Here is a 17,228-nt window from a genome sequence, read left to right as displayed (position 1 = left end):
CTCAAGCGCAAAGAAAATGCAGGCCGCCACGGTCCGCTTTTCGCTTATCGCTTGCCGCCTGAATCAGCTAGCAGACCTGCCAACCATTGTCGAGATATGGCGGGACCGGTCCTTTGCGTATACTGCAACCTATGTTCGCCCTCACTGCTTTGCGCCAGCGCTGCGCCAGATGGCTCTTCGCAACCGGACTCTTCCTGCTGCTCGGTGCCTGTGTTGAAAAACCCAGCACCCTCGAGCGCGTCAAGGAGGACGGCGTGCTGCGCGTGATAACTCGCAACAGCCCCGCCACCTATTTCCAGGACCGCAACGGTGAAACCGGTTTCGAGTACGAACTGGTCAAGCGTTTTGCCGACGAACTGGGCGTGAAACTCGAGATCGAGACCGCCGACAGCCTCGATGAACTGTTCGACCAGCTGGGCAAGCCCTCCGGCCCGGTGCTGGCCGCCGCCGGACTGGTCAGCAGCGAAAAACGCACGGCCCAGGCAAGGTTCTCCCACCCTTACCTTGAGGTGACCCCGCAGGTCATCTACCGCAACGGCCGCTCACGCCCCACCAACGTCAAGGGGCTCATCGGCAAGAAGATCATGGTGCTCAAGGGCAGCAGCCACGCCGATCAACTGGCCGAACTGAAAAAGCAGAATCCTGCCCTGGTATACGAAGAGTCCGACGCGGTCGAGGTCGTTGATCTACTGCGCATGGTCGATGAAGGCCAGATCGACCTGACCTTGGTGGATTCCAACGAACTGGCCATGAACCAAGTCTACTTCCCCAACGTCCGAGTGGCCTTCGACCTGGGGGATTCCCGCGATCAACGCTGGGCGGTTGCCGCCGGCGAAGACAACAGCCTGCTCAACGAGGTCAACGAGTTTCTCGACAAGTCGCAGAAGAACGGCACCCTTCAGCGCCTGAAGGATCGCTACTACGGCCATGTCGACGTGCTCGGCTATGTCGGGGCCTACACCTTCGCTCAACACTTGCAGCAGCGCTTGCCCAAGTACGAGAAGCATTTTCGCACCACCGCCAAGGCCGAGCAGGTGGACTGGCGCCTGCTGGCTGCGATCGGTTACCAGGAATCGATGTGGCAGCCGGAGGTTACCTCCAAGACCGGCGTGCGCGGCTTGATGATGCTGACCCAACGCACCGCCCAGGCCATGGGCGTGTCCAATCGCCTGGACCCGAAACAGAGCATCCAGGGCGGCGCCAAATATTTCATGCTCGTCAAGGACCAGCTCGACGAGAGCATCAAGGAACCGGATCGCACCTGGTTCGCCCTGGCCGCCTACAACGTCGGCAGCGGCCACCTGGAAGACGCACGCATGCTAGCCAAACGAGAAGGCCTGAATCCGAACAAGTGGCTGGACGTGAAGAAAATGCTGCCGCGCCTGTCGCAGAAGCAGTGGTACCGCAAGACCCGCTACGGCTATGCCCGCGGTGGCGAACCGGTGCACTTCGTGGCCAACATCCGCCGTTACTACGACATCCTTACCTGGGTGACCCAGCCGCAGCTCGAGGGGCAGGTGGCCGAAGGCAACCTGCACGTGCCGGGGGTCAACAAGGACAAGCCGGCCGAACAGCCCTCGCCGATGTGACGCACAGGCGTTGCTAGCACTTGGCCCGCCGTGCCTTGAAGAAATCGCTCAGAATCTGCCCGCACGCCTCGGCCAATACCCCTCCCTCGAACATCACCCGATGATTCAAAAAGCCCTGGGTGAAGAACTGCCCCTGGCTCTGCACGATCCCGGCCTTGGGCTCCAACGCGCCATAAACCACCCGCGCAATGCGCGAATGCACGATCAGCCCGGCGCACATGCTGCACGGCTCCAGTGTCACGTACAGCGTACTGCCGGGCAGTCGGTAGTTGCTGGCGGCCTGCGCGGCCGCACGGATAGCTACCATCTCGGCGTGCGCACTGGGATCGCTGTCGGTGATAGGACGGTTGAAGCCCTGTCCGATGACCTGGCCATGCTGCACCAGCACCGCGCCAACCGGCACCTCGCCCATGGCCGCCCCCTGTGCGGCGAGTTCCAGGGCTAATTGCATGAATTCCTGATCGCGGCTGCGATCGATGATCTGCGGACGCATCAGACCACCGCTATCGCGGCCATAAGGCCGGTTTCCATGTGGTCGATCACATGGCAATGGAACATCCAGGTACCAGGGTTATCAGCCACCAGCGCTACCTGGGCGCGCTCGTTCTTGCCCAGCAAATAGGTATCGGTGAACCAAGGTTCGACGATCTTGCGGCGATTGGACGCAATTACCTTGAAACTCATGCCATGCAAATGAATGGGATGCTGGTACTGGGTCATGTTTTTCAATTCGAAGATGTAACTCTTGCCCTTCTTTAGCGTGGCGATCGGGCGATCGGCGCAGGTCTTGTCGGTGATGTCCCAGGCCTGACCGTTGATCTGCCACAAGCTCGGTGGACGACCGTTGTCGGTATCCACCGACACCTTGCCGGCCCATTCGAAATTGAAGTTGAGCTTTTGCGCATTCTCCAAGTCCGGCTCGGCGATCGGGTTGGCCGGTAGCGCCTTGGGCCAATCCCCCGGCGCCTGGTCGCTGGCCACCGAACGCAGGGTCCCCAAGCGCACGAAGCCGTCACGCAGAGAAATCTCCTCGCCTGCCTCGGGGATGCGGATCGCCAGGCAAATGCGCATGCCTGGGCCGAGCCAGTAATCCTCTTCCAATACGCGCGGAGTGACGGGATTGCCATCGAGCGCGTACACCCGCGCCTCGCAGTTGCCCTTGAGGTTGATGCGGTAGGTCCAGGTGTTGTCCAGGTTCAACAGACGCACCCGCACCACCTGGCCTGCCGGCAGCTCGGTGACCGCGTCCGCCTGGCCGTTGATGGTGATCAGGCGCCCAGCCGTACCGTTGCGCGCGGCTTCGCGAGGGATACTGAACGGCAGCCAGCCCCCCTGTTCGTCCACGTGCCAGTTCTTCAGGCTCAAGGTCCGCTCATGCAGGAAACCGGTAGGCTCGCGCTCCTCGACGATCAACGGACCGACCAGGCCACGCCCCAGCTCTTCGGAACTGCTGACGTGGGGGTGGTACCAGTAGCTGCCAGCATCGGGCACACGGAACTTGTAGTCGAAGAACTCGCCCGGCTTGACTGGCAATTGCGAAACGTAGGGCACCCCGTCCATTTCCAGCGGCAGACGGATGCCATGCCAATGGATGGTCGTTTCCACGGGCAGGTGATTGATGAAGCGCACCCGCAACCAGGTGCCCTGACGGACACGCAGTTCAGTACCTGGCGCCGAGGGGCCAAAGGCCCAGGCCTGGGTTTTGAACCCCGGCACCAGCTCCACGTCCAGCGGAGCAGCGATCAGTTCATAATCGTGCCCGGCGTTCTCGTCCTCGACTTTGCCCAACCAGTAACGCGCCGCGCCTCCGGCGCCCAAGCCAACCACGGCAAGGCCGGTCAGGCCCTTGAGCATTTGTCGACGGGTAAAGGACATCGGTGCGGGTACCTCGTTTCTGCGCAATCAGTCTGCCAGCAGTGCTGGCAATGAAGGGCGAATACGATACACCTGCATTTGCGAAAGATTAAGTGAAGTATTGAGCGGGCGACTGGATCACCTTGTCGCAGCGGGAGCGCGCAGAAGGCCTGACTCCCCATAACCCTCTACGCGCCTCGCTATCAATTGCCCGCCTGTCCCACCGTCGCACTCCAGGAATTCTCCGCTCCTGCCCGGATTTTCAACCGCCGCCCAAAGGGGGCATAGAAATCAACGGCAGCATCTCGAAATTCGAGATACGCCAGAGAACGCATCCCCGCCTTGGGCTTCAACACATCGTCAAGCAGGTCCGCGTAATCTGGACGTACGCGCTTAAGTGTGTCGAGGAACATCTGAGGACCACTGATTGCAAAGATCTTGCGCATATAGGGATTGGTCCCGTCAGCGTTTAGCCCGCGGGAACTTTCCAGCTCCCGCAGTGCGTCGATCTCATTGATCCAACGACGATAGGCCGCCTGCTGGATCTCCTGCAGGACCGGATTACCGGCGTGACTCGCAAAATGGCTGTTACCTGGGCCGTAAAAGCCCATTCTTGGTGACGAGACTGCCCCACCGGTCAATACATCATCCGGCCCCGCATTGAGTTCAGCGTCTTCGAACGCCCCGACCATGACGTCATCACAATCCATGTAGAGACCGCCGTATTCGTGAATCAGGCGATACCTCAAGATATCCGAAGCGGCCGCCAGATTTTGTCCGGTGCCACTGCGAAAGTAACGATAAGGCACCACGGTTTCATTATCGGTAAGAAACTTGAAGAAAAACGGCTCGTCCCTCAGCTCTGAAACCACCATGTTGGGAAACTCGGCGAACGCCTGTTTCAACCGATCCAGTTCACCCGTGAACGCGGCATTATCGACGTCCAGATGCAGCGTGAACTTCAAGCCAGGATTGGCACGAATGTTCGTCTTCATCGTTTCAATCAATTCTCCCCTGGGCCCTCGCTCACCAAGCCAAATCTGGTGAACTTCCCGGTTGATCGCACGGGCCTCCTGCGAGACGCCCGGAATACGAGGAAACGTGTAGATCTCATAACGCACGCCGAACCGAAGCGATGCCCGAGCCGCAAGAAACGACTTCACACTGCCTTGCTTCCAGACACCCTTATTGTTCAGCCAGTGGACCTTTCCATCATAAGATTTCCATCCCCCGATATCGGCATCGAAAGTGACGCGCGTGCCCTCGGCGGAGTTCATCGCGTAATACGTGTCTATCTGTTGTTCTTCTTCGAACGCCGGGCGCACCTCGATACCATCCAAGGGCACTTCGATCTGTACGGGAGGATGTGCACGAACCAGGGTAATGCCCGGTTTGACACGCTCCGGCAACGGCTCAGCCTGCGCTGTCACCTCGATGAAACTCTCACCACCGCGCAGGCCAGGTTTGACATCGATATCGGAATAAAACCCCTTCAACCGTTTGATATAGGGGCCTTGGATATCGGCCTCGTATGGAGAAACGATTCTGTACTGCCCTGCGCGCTCGATGCGCTCGACACGGTATACCTTGGCATGTACCCGAGCGTAGCGAGTGAGGACTCCGGAAGCTGCGTCGGTTTCCTGATAGACAGCACCGAAATCATCCACCACCCATTTGCCGCCCTCGCCCAGCGGCCCGTTGTATTCGAACTTGGCCAGTTCATCGCGCAGTTGGGGTGACAATGAACGAAGGCCGTCGGGCTCGATACCGAACGCTTTCACACTGTCAAAGGTTTGAGCATGGAGGTTGGCGCGCGCCTGCCTTTGCGTCTCTTCATGCGCGCGACGGGCCATTCGCTCATCGGCCGATTCATTGGCCCGCTCTTCTCGCTGACGGGCAATCTCTTGCTCCTGCTGCTCTGCCGTAGTGGCATTTTCCAGTTTTTCCTGGGGGGTGAGCGTATTTGCCTTCTGCCCTATCTCGTCCGCAGCCCCTGGGGTGACCGTATCGCCTACCCGCGCCGCAGCGCCTGCAGCCTTGGCCAGCTCCAAGGTGGCTGGCACAGCGTTGAGAATGCCAAAGAAGATGCGGCGCTTGCCTTGCGCCTGATCCTCGACCGTGCCGTTGACGACCTCATCGGCTCCCAAGCCGATCAGCGCAGCGGACATCGTTGCCACGGGCAGCCAAAGTGCCGGGATCGCCATTGCAACGATACTGGTGATAGTCAATGCGGTGGACAGTACCTCGCCTGCGACCCCTTGATTGTAAGCGGCACGGCTTCGAATCAGCCGCACGGCATCGGACTGCAGACGGCTTTTCAGAGAGTTTTTGAAATGTGTGAACGGCCAAGGATGTAGAGCGGGGCCGAGGCTAATTTCATCGTGCGGATTCCAGCGGGAGTAATTGCCCACATGCCAAGAGGGAAAAGCCCCCAGCCCCAACAGCGCTGTCTTTAGGCCTGACACGAATATCCCGTCCGGGTCGTCTTCGGCCTTGAAATGACCTTCCAGAACCGTGCGTCGCTGAGTGAATCTGCACTGCAGGGCGAACCAGTCGCAAAACGCTGCCATATCCTCAAAACCCTGCAGCGGCGAAGAATTGCCGGGGATGTAAACCAGCAGGCGTCCGGACTGTTCATCCTTGAAGACAATAATGTCGCTCGCCGTATAGCGATAAACCAAGAGCTCGCGAATGCTAACGACATGCTGATCGAGCGCCGCTTGTTCGAACGCCTGGTAAGTCAGTGTTTCCCAAGTGGTGGACACCTCAAGCCCCAAGGCCCTGAGCACCATGTACTTGTCATTGAGCGTCAGCGAACCTTCTTCATGCTGAACAAAGGCAGCCCTGAGCACCGATGCCTTGATCAGCAAGTTGTAATCGCGCTCATGAAGACGCCAGAAGTTCTCCAAGTGCCTCAGATAGTTCGCTTGAAGATCGGCCTCCCAGGCGAAATGTTTGAACTGCTTCGGGTCCAGGCGGACTTGCGTATCACTGGAAAAGCGCTGAGGCGTGGTCTTGCGATAGATCGCCTCATAGGCAAAGCAGTTATCCAACGGCAGAGGCGCCTCGCTGATGACCGTGGGATAGCCCTCGACCCTGAACGCCTCCAATGTCCCAAGATGACTAAAGAGGCTGCCATCACCCTGTTGCTGCCAATTACGCATCAGGGCATCGGTCAAGGTCATGGACGATGCGATGTTTGCGCGTTGATCACCCTCATCCCAGGCATCGATATACAAGGTCGTGATGAACAGATCATCAGGGTCGATATCCAGCGCCAACGCTTGCAATACATAGGCCTTGGCCACGTCATGGGCGAATTTGCGCGGCGATGGATAGTCCAATGCCTGCTGGTTCACGAAGTCCTTCAATAAAAAAGGCCCACTTGCTTCCTGCCTGGAGGCAGTTACTTCGTCGTATAAATCCTGGAAAACGCTTCGCTCGGTCATTTCGACAGCCCTTCGCAATGAAGGCCATAGCATGCGAAGTCTGTCGATTCTTAAAAATCCAACTATTTACCACCTGCTGAGAACCCGCCATCCGCTGCGGCGCGCCCAACAAAAAGCCCGCAGATATGCGGGCTTTTTGTTGGCGCTTCAGTTGCCGGGTTACTCCGGCAAGCCGGTCATTCCCACTCGATGGTCGCTGGCGGCTTGCTCGACACGTCGTAGGTGACGCGGGAGATGCCGTCGATCTCGTTGATGATACGGCCGCTGACGGTTTCCAGCAGCTCGTATGGCAGGTGCGCCCAGCGAGCGGTCATGAAGTCCACGGTCTCGACGGCGCGCAGGGCCACGACCCAGGCGTAGCGACGGCCATCGCCAACGACGCCGACCGACTTGACCGGCTGGAAGACCACGAATGCCTGGCTGGTCTTGTGGTACCAGTCGGCCTTGCGCAGTTCTTCGATGAAGATATGGTCAGCGCGACGCAGCAGGTCGGCGTATTCCTTCTTCACTTCACCCAGGATACGCACGCCCAGGCCTGGGCCCGGGAACGGGTGACGGTAGACCATGTCGTACGGCAGGCCCAGTTCCAGGCCGATCTTGCGTACTTCGTCCTTGAACAGCTCGCGCAGTGGCTCGACCAGCTTGAGGTTCATTTCTTCCGGCAGGCCGCCAACGTTGTGGTGCGACTTGATCACATGGGCCTTGCCGCTCTTGGCGCCCGCCGACTCGATCACGTCCGGGTAGATGGTGCCCTGGGCAAGGAACTGGATGTTCTCCAGCTTGCTGGCTTCGGCATCGAACACGTCGATGAAGGTGCGACCGATGATCTTGCGCTTCTTCTCCGGGTCGGTTTCGCCGGCCAGGTTGTCGAGGAACTGCTGCTCGGCATCGGCGCGGATCACCTTGACGCCCATGTTCTCCTTGAACATGGCCATCACTTGGTCGCCTTCGTGCAAGCGCAGCAGGCCGTTGTCGACGAAGACGCAGGTCAGTTGGTCGCCGATGGCGCGGTGCAGCAGCGCGGCGACCACCGAGGAGTCGACACCGCCGGACAGGCCCAGCAGCACGTTGGCCGAGCCGACTTGCTCACGGACCTGGGCGATGGCGTCTTCAACGATGTTGGACGGGGTCCACAGGGCCTCGCAGCCGCAGATGTCCTGGACGAAGCGGGACAGGATGCGACCGCCCTGCTTGGTGTGGGTCACTTCCGGGTGGAACTGCACGCCGTAGTAGCCACGCGCGTCGTCGAACATGCCGGCGATCGGGCAGCTCGGGGTGCTGGCCAGCACGTGGAAGTTGCCCGGCATCTGGGTGACCTTGTCGCCGTGGCTCATCCAAACGTCCAGACCCAGTACACCGTCGTCATCAACGTGGTCTTCGATACCGTCGAGCAGGCGGCTCTTGCCGACCACATCAACACGGGCGTAACCGAACTCGCGCAGGTCGGAACCTTCGACCTTGCCGCCCATCTGTTCGGCCATGGTCTGCATGCCGTAGCAGATGCCCAGTACCGGCACGTTCAGGTCGAAGACCGCTTGCGGTGCGCGCGGGCTGTTGGCTTCGTGGACCGACTCGGGGCCGCCAGCGAGGATGATGCCGCGTGGGTTGAATTCGCGGATCGCTTCATCGTCCATGTCGAACGGGTGCAGTTCGCAGTAGACACCGATCTCGCGCACGCGGCGGGCGATCAACTGGGTGTACTGGGAACCGAAATCGAGGATCAGGATGCGGTGAGCGTGAATGTCGAGGGCCATGACTCAATCTCGTCAGTGGAAATCGGAAACGACGCGGGGCTGTCGTGACAGCCCCGCTAACAGGTATTGCTGGAAGCCTTAGCCTACGCGGTAGTTAGGGGCTTCTTTGGTGATCTGCACGTCATGCACATGGGACTCGGCCATGCCGGCACCGGTGATGCGCACGAATTCAGGCTTGGTGCGCATCTCTTCGATGGTCGCGCTGCCGGTGTAGCCCATGGAAGAACGCAGGCCACCCATCAGTTGGTGGATGATCGCAGCCAGGGCGCCCTTGTACGGCACACGGCCTTCGATGCCTTCCGGAACCAGCTTCTCGGCGCCAGCCGAGGAGTCCTGGAAGTAACGGTCCGAGGAGCCTTGGGCCTGTGCCATGGCGCCCAGCGAGCCCATGCCGCGGTAAGCCTTGTAGGAACGGCCCTGGAACAGCTCGACCTCACCCGGCGCCTCTTCGGTGCCGGCGAACATCGAACCCATCATGACGCAGGAGGCGCCAGCGACGATGGCCTTGGACAGGTCACCGGAGAAGCGGATGCCACCGTCGGCGATCAGCGGTACGCCAGTGCCTTCCAGTGCGGCGGCGACGTTGGCGATGGCGCTGATCTGCGGCACACCGACACCGGCGACGATACGGGTGGTGCAGATCGAGCCCGGGCCAATACCGACCTTGACCGCGTCAGCGCCGGCTTCGGCCAGGGCTTTGGCAGCGGCGCCGGTGGCGATGTTACCGCCGATCACCTGCACTTGCGGGTAGGTCTCTTTGACCCAGCGAACGCGATCGATCACGCCCTTGCTGTGGCCGTGGGCGGTGTCGACCACCACCACGTCAACGCCGGCGGCAACCAGGGCGGCAACGCGCTCGCCGGTATCCTTGCCGGTGCCGACCGCAGCGCCGACGCGCAGACGACCTTGGTCGTCCTTGCTGGCCAGCGGGTAGGCCTTGGCTTTTTCGATGTCCTTGACGGTCATCATGCCCTTGAGGCTGAACTTGTCGTCGACGATCAGGACTTTTTCCAGGCGGTGCTTGTGCAGCAGCTCGCGGACTTCGTTCTTGTCGGCGCCTTCGCGCACGGTGACCAGACGCTCTTTGGGCGTCATCACTTCACGAACCTTGGCGTCCAGGCGGCTTTCGAAGCGCACGTCACGGGAGGTGACGATGCCGACCAGGTCGCCGTTCTCCAGCACTGGAACACCGGAGATGTTGTTCAGGCGGGTCAGGTCGAACAGGTCGCGCACGGTGGCGTCGGCGTCGATGGTGATCGGGTCCTTGACCACGCCAGCCTCGAACTTCTTGACCTTGCGCACTTCGGCAGCTTGCTGCTCGATGGTCATGTTCTTGTGGATGATGCCGATGCCGCCTTCCTGGGCCATGGCGATGGCCAGGCGCGCTTCGGTCACGGTATCCATGGCGGCGGAAACCAGGGGAATGTTCAGCTCGATGCCGCGGGTCAAACGGGTCTTGAGACTGACTTCATTGGGCAGTACCTCAGAATAGCCAGGTACAAGGAGAATATCGTCGAAGGTCAGGGCTTCTTGGCTGATACGCAGCATCGCGGGGGCTCCCGGGCGGGAAAAATGGAAGCGCGCCATTATACTCATCCACGGCGCGCCGCTCAATGCAATTCAAGCTCCAAGTTACAAGCGGCAAGCGACGAGATTCACTCCACCCACGTCTGCGCTTTTGCTGTCGCTTGCCACTTATGGCTGGCAGTTGACCTGCACCACCGCCACCGGCTGGTCCAACCAGTCGGCGAAGCTGTCGAGAAAGGCCTGGGTGAACCCGGCCTCGCCCCAGTTGTTGAAGATGAACCCCAGGTTGGAAAAGGCGCACGGCTGCAGGAACAAAAAGCCGTTGATATCGTCCTCGAAGCCGCACAGCGGGCAGGTGAAGTTGTCGCTCACCCCAGGCATCCACTCCTCCAGGCTCTCGAACAGCGGCTCGCCGATTTCGCGCCGACACTCAGGGCAACCCGCTTCTTCGAGAAAGCCCTCGGTCGGTGTATAGATGCAGCGCTTGAGCATCACCTCCAGGCCGTTGATCTGCTCGCCGAAGGGGAGTCGTTCCGGATGCAACGCGACCTTGCGTGCGCCCTGGGCCAAGGCGTACCCCATGCGATTGCCGGTGCGCCCACAGGTGCTGAGCTGCTCCTCGACGATCTTCTCGCGCACCAACCAGCGCAGGATCGCCCGGGCACGGGCTTCGTGGACCGGGACGGTGGAGAGTTTGGGAACGATGATGCTCTGGGTGTTCATGAACGAAACGGGCCTGCGGACTGCGGTAATAGCGAGATTCTACCGCTCAGCCGCCCAGGTAGCGACCGATCAACGCCACGCCACTGCCCAGCACCAGCCAGGTGACCACACGCACGAAGGCTTCGCGGGACAGCCTCAAGGACAGGTGCCGCCCCAGCCACAGCCCGGCAGCCATCACCGGCAGCAGGCAGGCCGCGACAAACAACAGGCTGGCATCGGCGTATACCCCGGCAGCAACAAACAACGACAGGCGCACAACAGTACTGCAACTGATGAGCGCACTCTGGGTCGCCCTTGCCTGTTCCGTTGAATCCAGCCGGGCATTGAGGTAGATCGCATACAGAAGGCCACCGCTGCCGAACAAGGCGCCGAACAGCCCACCCGCCGTGCCCATCGGCACCGCCCAGGCGCCTGCGAGTCGCGCCGGCCGCACCTTTACGGCCAGGCTATACAACGCATACCCGGTCACGAACAGGCCCATCAGCAACAGCAGAAGGTCCGATTTCAGGCGTAGCAGAAAGACCACGCCCAAGGTACAGCCCAGCGCCATGCACGGCAGCAAGCGCAGCAGTTCGCCACGCACCACCGACTGGCGCGATGGCAACCAGTTGCCAAAGGCCGCGACGAAGTCCAGCAGCACCAGCAACGGAATGATCCGCGACAATGGCATGAAGTGGATCAGCACCGGCCCCGCCACCAACGCCGTACCGAAACCGGCGATACCGAACACGATGTAGGCCACGCCTACCCCCAGCAGGATGGGCAGCCAGTCGAGACCTGAAAACGGCAATTGAGCAAGCATGGGCATGACTCCTGAAAACACCGAGACAGGTTAGCCAGCCACGAGCCATGCCGACTAATATGCCTTTTAACCCTCAGATATCTCGAAAAGGCATGTCATGACTTCCATCCGCCAGTTGCGCTACTTCGTTGAAATAGCCCAGAGCGGCAGCTTCAGCGCGGCCGCCGAGCGGCTATACATCGCCCAGTCTGCGCTAAGCCGTCAGATCAAGGAGCTGGAACATCAGCTCGGTACGCCTTTGTTCGAGCGAACTGCCCGCCAGCCTCGGCTGACCTCGGCTGGCCTGGCCTTTCTCGATCGCGCGCAGCGCCTGCTGGCCGATCTGGACCAAGCCGAGCGCCTGGCCCAGGAGATCGGCCAGGGCCTGCGCGGCAGTCTGCGCCTCAATCACTCCAGCACCGTCCCCTTGACCGGCCGGCTCTTGGCGAGCCTGGGCAGCTACCTGAACAACAATCCTGGCGTGTCCCTGGAGATTGCACAGCAGTCCTCCGAGGCCCAACTGGAGGATATCGCCGAAGGCCGGCTCGAACTCGGTCTGTTGCGTCTGCCGGTGCTGCGCCAGCACCAGGAGGTGGAGATCCATGCCCTGTTCAGCGAGCCATTGCTCTTGGCCGTGGCGGCAGACCATCCACTGGCCGACGCCCCCCAGGTGGCACTGGCGCGATTACGAGATGAGCGTTTCATTTCCATCCCTCATCGACAGCGAGGGGGCTTGAGCTACCTGTCCGCTTCGTTGTGCATGGAGGCAGGATTCTTTCCACGCGCCGCCCAGGTCGTGTCTCGCAAGACCACGCAACTGCAGCTGATACAGGCAGGATTCGGGGTGGCGCTGTTACCAGCCTGTATGCGCGACATCGCGCCGGCCTCGGTGCGTTTCATACCGTTGCAAGAGGCTTGCCCGAGCACCGTGGCCCTGGCGTGTCGACGAGACGCGGGGGAACTGGTGCGCCAGTTCGTCTCGACAATGTCCGGCTCAAGCGCCAGCACAGACAACCAGGCGTGATGTCCTTTATGATGCCGGCCATGATCAGAGACCCCTTCGAACGACTCGGCCTGGACCGCGAGGTCCTCACCGTCAGCCAGCTCAACGGCCGCGCGCGCGTGCTGCTCGAGGATGTGTTCCGCAGTGTCTGGGTGGAAGGCGAGATATCCAACCTCGCCCGCCCGGCCTCCGGGCACATGTACTTCACCCTCAAGGACAGCGGCGCCCAGGTGCGCTGCGCACTGTTTCGGCAGAATGCAGTACGCGTACGCCAGGCCCTGCGCGATGGCCTGGCAGTCAGGGTGCGCGGCAAGGTATCGCTGTTCGAGGGGCGTGGTGACTACCAACTGATTCTCGACACGGTCGAGCCCGCAGGGGATGGCGCCCTGCGCCTGGCCTTCGAGGCCTTGAAGGAAAAGCTCGGCGCCGAGGGCCTGTTCAGTGCCGAACGCAAGCAACCTCTGCCGGCCCACCCGCGCCGCATCGGCATCATCACCTCCCCCACTGGCGCGGTGATCCGCGACATCATCAGCGTGTTCGGCCGACGCGCCCCCCAAGTGGAACTGAACCTGATTCCCACCGCAGTACAGGGCCGCGAGGCCATTGCCCAGATCGTCCGAGCCCTGCGCCTGGCCGACAGCATGGGCTTCGATGCATTGATCCTGGCCCGGGGCGGAGGTTCGCTGGAGGACCTGTGGTGCTTTAACGAAGAGGACGTCGCCCGCGCCGTGGCCGCGTGCGTGACGCCCATCGTCAGCGCCGTGGGTCATGAAACCGACGTCTCGATCAGCGACTTCGTCGCCGATGTGCGCGCGCCGACCCCATCGGCCGCCGCCGAATTGCTGGCGCCGGACAGCAGCGGTCTGCAACAGCGCCTGGACAGCCTGCAGCGGCGCCTGTTGCTACGCATGAAAAACCGCCTGGCTCATGATCACCTGCGCCTGGATGGCCTGGCCCGCCGCCTGCGCCACCCCGGCGAGCGCTTGCGCCAACAGGCACAGCGCCTGGATGACCTGGATATGCGCCTGCGCCGCGCCTTCATGCTCAACATGAACCAGCGCCACGAGCGCCTGGGCCGTCTGGACACCCGCCTGGCCGCGCAACATCCGGGGCGCGCGCTTAAACTGCTTGGCCAGCGCCTGGACAGCCTCGCCGAACGCCTCCCGCGGGCTATGCGCGAAGTGCTCAAGGATCGTCGGCAACGCTTCCAGGCCCAGTTGCAGACCTTGCACGTGGTCAGCCCCCTGGCGACCCTGGCCCGCGGCTACAGCATTCTGCTCGACGAGCGCGGCCAGGCCATCCGCAGCGCCGCCCAGACCCACAACGGCCAGCGCCTGACCGCCCGCCTGAACGAAGGCGAGCTCAAGGTGCGGGTCGAGGACAACCACCAGACTCCGGTCACCCTCTCGCTACTGGACTGACACATGCCCCGCCTGCTCGCCCCTCTGCTCGCCTTCTTCTTGCTGTTGCTCGGTACCCACGCCCAGGCCAGCTACATCACGCGCCAGCTGAACAAGCCGGTGCCCGGAGGCGTGGCGGTGGTCGACCTGGGCCCTGCCCCCTCGGCACCCAGCGCACGCTTCGATGGCAAGCCGGTGCTGGTGGTCCAGGAGCAGGGCAACTGGCTGGCCATCGTCGGCATTCCTCTGACCCAGAAGCCCGGCACCGCGGTGCTCACCCAAGGTTCGCGTACCCTGCCCTTCACGGTCGGCAGCAAGAAGTACCCCGAGCAACACATCACGTTGAAGAACAAGCGCCAGGTCAATCCTGACCCCGCCGACCTCAAACGCATCGAGCGCGAGCTGGCCGAACAGCTCAAGGCCTACCGCAGCTTCAGCCCTGCCCTGCCGAGCAACCTGATCCTCGACAAACCGGTCAGCGGGCCACTGTCGAGCAAGTTCGGCGTGCGTCGCTTCTTCAACGGAGAGGAGCGCAACCCCCATGCCGGCCTGGACTTCGCCGTGCCCGCCGGTACGCCTATCAAGACCCCGGCCAATGGCAAGGTAATCTTGGTGGGGGATTACTTCTTCAATGGCCGTACCGTGTTCGTCGATCACGGACAGGGCTTCATCAGCATGTTTTGCCACATGTCCAAGATCGATGTGAAACCTGGCCAGACGCTGCGTCGCGGCGAGGTGGTCGGCCGCGTGGGCGCCACAGGCCGGGCGACCGGGCCGCATATGCACTGGAACGTCAGTCTCAACGACGCGCGGGTGGATCCGGCAATTTTCATCGGGGCGTTTCAGCCCTGATCCAGGCGTACCGACTTCGCGAGTGAACCCGCACCCACAAGGCCGACGCTGTATTGGAGGCGTTCACAGAACCCTGTGGCGGCGGGTTTACCCGCGAAAAGGCTCACACCGCCAACAACCTTTCCCTTGAGTTGCGCCATCAAAAAATAGCGCGCAAAAATACCGAAGTCGCCGTTCGATATCAGCCATAAAATCTCGCACAAGCGCTTTTTTTAAGCATTCCTCTCAATTTTTTCCGAATGCTTGCCATCCCACCGGTCACTGGTTAGGGTTGAGGCATGAAAACCTTCAGCACCCTCATCCTGCTCCGACAACATCGCAGCCTCTGCCTGGTCAGCGCCCGACTACCAGGCTGATCGCGTCGCCTCGCCTCTTCATCTCGTTATCGCTCGGCAGGCCCGATCTCGGCCGCACATAAAAGGATTGCTTCCATGACCATGCTCAAAGACCCTTCGAAGAAATACCGCGCCTTCCCGACCATCGATCTGCCGGACCGTACCTGGCCGTCGAAGACCATCACCCAGGCGCCGATCTGGTGCAGCTCCGACTTGCGTGACGGCAACCAGTCGCTGATCGAGCCGATGGATTCGGAGAAGAAACTGCGTTTCTGGAAGACCTTGGTGCAGGTCGGCGTGAAGGAAATCGAAGCCTCGTTCCCGTCCGCCTCGCAAACCGACTTCGACTTCGTGCGCACCCTGATCGAAGACGGCCACATCCCGGACGACACCACCATCCAGGTGCTCACCCAGGCCCGTGAAGACTTGATCGCGCGTACTTTCGAATCCCTGCGTGGCGCCAAGAAAGCCATCGTCCACCTGTACAACGCCACTTCGCCGTCGTTCCGCCGCATTGTCTTCAACCAGGACAAGCAGGGCGTGAAGGACATCGCGGTGAACGCCGCCAAGCTGTTCGTCAAGTATGCCGCTCAGCAGCCGGAAACCCAGTGGACGTTCCAGTACTCGCCGGAAACCTTCAGCGCCACCGAGATGGAGTTCGCCAAGGAGGTCTGCGACGCGGTGATCGAGGTGTGGAACCCGACCCCTGAACACAAGATCATCCTCAACCTGCCGGCCACCGTCGAAGTGTCGACGCCCAACGTCTATGCCGACCAGATCGAATGGTTCTGCCGCAACGTCAACCGCCGCGACAGCGTGATCATCAGCCTGCACACCCACAACGACCGCGGCACTGGCATCGCAGCCACCGAACTGGGCCTGATGGCCGGCGCCGACCGCGCCGAAGGCTGCCTGTTCGGCAACGGCGAGCGTACCGGCAACGTCGACCTGGTGACCCTGGCCCTGAACCTCTACACCCAGGGCATCGACCCCAAACTGGACTTCTCCGACATCGACGGCGTACGCAAGGTCGTCGAGGAGTGCAACCAGCTGCCTGTGCACCCACGTCACCCGTACGTGGGCGATCTGGTCCACACCGCATTCTCCGGCTCGCACCAGGACGCCATCCGCAAAGGCTTCGCCAAGCAGAAGGAAGACGCACTCTGGGAAGTGCCTTACCTGCCGATCGACCCGGCCGACATCGGCCGCAGCTACGAGGCGGTGATCCGCGTCAACAGCCAGTCCGGCAAAGGCGGCATCACCTACCTGCTCGAGCAGGAGTACGGCATCAGCCTGCCACGTCGCATGCAGATCGAGTTCAGCCAGGTGGTACAGGGCGAGACCGACCGCCTGGGCCTGGAGATGACTGCTCAGCAGATTTACAGCCTGCTGCACAAGGAATACCTCCAGGCCAACACGCCCTATGCGCTGGTCAGCCATCGTCTGCAGGAAGAGAACGGCCACAGCGCCGTGGAAGTGGAAGTCGCCGGCGAAGGCGAAACCACCCTGCACTGGCGCGGTAAAGGCAACGGCGCGCTGGAAGCGCTGGTCGCCGGCCTGCCCATCAGCGTGGAAATCATGGACTACAACGAACACGCCATCGGTGCCGGCACCAACGCCAAGGCCGCGGCCTATATCGAATTGCGCGTGGCCGGTGGTCGTCCGGTGCATGGTGTGGGGATCGACGAGAACATCACCACCGCCAGCTTCAAGGCGCTGTTCAGCGCACTGAACCGTTCGCTGAGCCAGCAGGCAGCCAAGGCGGCGTAAGCCTCAGCCGTCCCTGAAAAGGGCCCGTATCCGCCGATACGGGCCCTTTTTTTTGCGCAAGATCGCTCGGCCATACACAGAAGGCAGGTAGCCATCACTTTGCCCATAATGCTGGGTATACTCGCTTCATCTTCCACCGCTTCGATCAAGGATGACGACCCGTGAACCCGTCCGCCATCACTCGATCACCG

At 61.4% G+C, this 17,228-nt stretch carries 12 protein-coding genes; 5 read left to right on the top strand and 7 right to left on the bottom strand.

All coding sequences use genetic code 11. The annotated features are described in order from the left end of the window. The first annotated feature begins 131 nt into the window (after positions 1–131). On the top strand, positions 132–1,589 hold the full coding sequence (gene mltF / locus AB1N67_RS05090) for a membrane-bound lytic murein transglycosylase MltF (protein ID WP_043212426.1): 1,458 nt from the start codon (positions 132–134) through the stop codon (positions 1,587–1,589). Between the two features lie 13 nt (positions 1,590–1,602). Here mltF and tadA read toward each other — a convergent pair whose 3' ends face one another. From tadA to AB1N67_RS05055, 7 genes are all read right to left on the bottom strand, one after another. Then, on the bottom strand, positions 1,603–2,082 hold the full coding sequence (gene tadA, locus AB1N67_RS05085; protein ID WP_043212425.1) for a tRNA adenosine(34) deaminase TadA: 480 nt from the start codon (positions 2,080–2,082) through the stop codon (positions 1,603–1,605). Continuing rightward, positions 2,082–3,464 (bottom strand): multicopper oxidase family protein, encoded by a 1,383-nt coding sequence (locus AB1N67_RS05080; protein ID WP_043212423.1) that lies wholly within the window; start codon positions 3,462–3,464, stop codon positions 2,082–2,084. Before AB1N67_RS05080 ends, tadA begins: the two co-directional genes overlap by 1 nt. A gap of 182 nt (positions 3,465–3,646) precedes the next feature. Beyond that, positions 3,647–6,892, bottom strand: coding sequence for a dermonecrotic toxin domain-containing protein (locus tag AB1N67_RS05075; protein WP_367863581.1), 3,246 nt, complete (start codon positions 6,890–6,892; stop codon positions 3,647–3,649). Between the two features lie 176 nt (positions 6,893–7,068). After that, on the bottom strand, positions 7,069–8,646 hold the full coding sequence (gene guaA / locus AB1N67_RS05070; protein ID WP_070574734.1) for a glutamine-hydrolyzing GMP synthase: 1,578 nt from the start codon (positions 8,644–8,646) through the stop codon (positions 7,069–7,071). A 78-nt stretch (positions 8,647–8,724) separates the two neighbouring features. Next, the gene (gene guaB, locus AB1N67_RS05065) at positions 8,725–10,194 is read right to left on the bottom strand and encodes an IMP dehydrogenase (RefSeq protein WP_043210622.1); all 1,470 of its coding nucleotides are present in this window, start codon (positions 10,192–10,194) and stop codon (positions 8,725–8,727) included. A 147-nt stretch (positions 10,195–10,341) separates the two neighbouring features. Beyond that, a complete protein-coding gene (locus AB1N67_RS05060) occupies positions 10,342–10,896 on the bottom strand; it encodes a sugar ABC transporter ATPase (protein ID WP_090346696.1) in 555 nt (184 codons plus the stop codon). A 46-nt stretch (positions 10,897–10,942) separates the two neighbouring features. Continuing rightward, entirely contained in the window at positions 10,943–11,698 is a 756-nt protein-coding gene (locus AB1N67_RS05055; RefSeq protein WP_367863580.1) for a TSUP family transporter, read from the bottom strand. A gap of 97 nt (positions 11,699–11,795) precedes the next feature. Between AB1N67_RS05055 and AB1N67_RS05050 the strand changes: the two genes are divergently transcribed. From AB1N67_RS05050 to leuA, 4 genes are all read left to right on the top strand, one after another. Then, positions 11,796–12,701 (top strand): LysR substrate-binding domain-containing protein, encoded by a 906-nt coding sequence (locus AB1N67_RS05050; RefSeq protein WP_043210629.1) that lies wholly within the window; start codon positions 11,796–11,798, stop codon positions 12,699–12,701. A 20-nt stretch (positions 12,702–12,721) separates the two neighbouring features. Then, on the top strand, positions 12,722–14,101 hold the full coding sequence (gene xseA / locus AB1N67_RS05045) for an exodeoxyribonuclease VII large subunit (protein WP_043210740.1): 1,380 nt from the start codon (positions 12,722–12,724) through the stop codon (positions 14,099–14,101). 3 nt (positions 14,102–14,104) lie between these two features. Continuing rightward, positions 14,105–14,932, top strand: a complete 828-nt coding sequence (locus AB1N67_RS05040) for a M23 family metallopeptidase (protein WP_043210631.1) — start codon at positions 14,105–14,107, stop codon at positions 14,930–14,932. A gap of 431 nt (positions 14,933–15,363) precedes the next feature. Then, positions 15,364–17,037, top strand: coding sequence for a 2-isopropylmalate synthase (leuA, locus tag AB1N67_RS05035; protein WP_043210635.1), 1,674 nt, complete (start codon positions 15,364–15,366; stop codon positions 17,035–17,037). Positions 17,038–17,228 lie beyond the last annotated feature (191 nt).

Source organism: Pseudomonas guariconensis (assembly GCF_040822035.1).
Taxonomy (GTDB): Bacteria; Pseudomonadota; Gammaproteobacteria; order Pseudomonadales; family Pseudomonadaceae; genus Aquipseudomonas; species Aquipseudomonas guariconensis.
This window is presented reverse-complemented; position numbering and strand designations above follow the sequence as displayed.

What these genes read in the sequence shown, in the direction of transcription:
- AB1N67_RS05075 (WP_367863581.1), bottom strand. Translation starts at nt 6,892, where the DNA reads ATGACCGAGCGAAGCGTTTTCCAGGATTTATACGACGAAGTAACTGCC.
- AB1N67_RS05080 (WP_043212423.1), bottom strand. Translation starts at nt 3,464, where the DNA reads ATGTCCTTTACCCGTCGACAAATGCTCAAGGGCCTGACCGGCCTTGCC.
- xseA (WP_043210740.1), top strand. Translation starts at nt 12,722, where the DNA reads ATGATCAGAGACCCCTTCGAACGACTCGGCCTGGACCGCGAGGTCCTC.
- guaB (WP_043210622.1), bottom strand. Translation starts at nt 10,194, where the DNA reads ATGCTGCGTATCAGCCAAGAAGCCCTGACCTTCGACGATATTCTCCTT.
- guaA (WP_070574734.1), bottom strand. Translation starts at nt 8,646, where the DNA reads ATGGCCCTCGACATTCACGCTCACCGCATCCTGATCCTCGATTTCGGT.
- AB1N67_RS05050 (WP_043210629.1), top strand. Translation starts at nt 11,796, where the DNA reads ATGACTTCCATCCGCCAGTTGCGCTACTTCGTTGAAATAGCCCAGAGC.
- tadA (WP_043212425.1), bottom strand. Translation starts at nt 2,082, where the DNA reads ATGCGTCCGCAGATCATCGATCGCAGCCGCGATCAGGAATTCATGCAA.
- mltF (WP_043212426.1), top strand. Translation starts at nt 132, where the DNA reads ATGTTCGCCCTCACTGCTTTGCGCCAGCGCTGCGCCAGATGGCTCTTC.
- AB1N67_RS05055 (WP_367863580.1), bottom strand. Translation starts at nt 11,698, where the DNA reads ATGCTTGCTCAATTGCCGTTTTCAGGTCTCGACTGGCTGCCCATCCTG.
- leuA (WP_043210635.1), top strand. Translation starts at nt 15,364, where the DNA reads ATGACCATGCTCAAAGACCCTTCGAAGAAATACCGCGCCTTCCCGACC.
- AB1N67_RS05040 (WP_043210631.1), top strand. Translation starts at nt 14,105, where the DNA reads ATGCCCCGCCTGCTCGCCCCTCTGCTCGCCTTCTTCTTGCTGTTGCTC.
- AB1N67_RS05060 (WP_090346696.1), bottom strand. Translation starts at nt 10,896, where the DNA reads ATGAACACCCAGAGCATCATCGTTCCCAAACTCTCCACCGTCCCGGTC.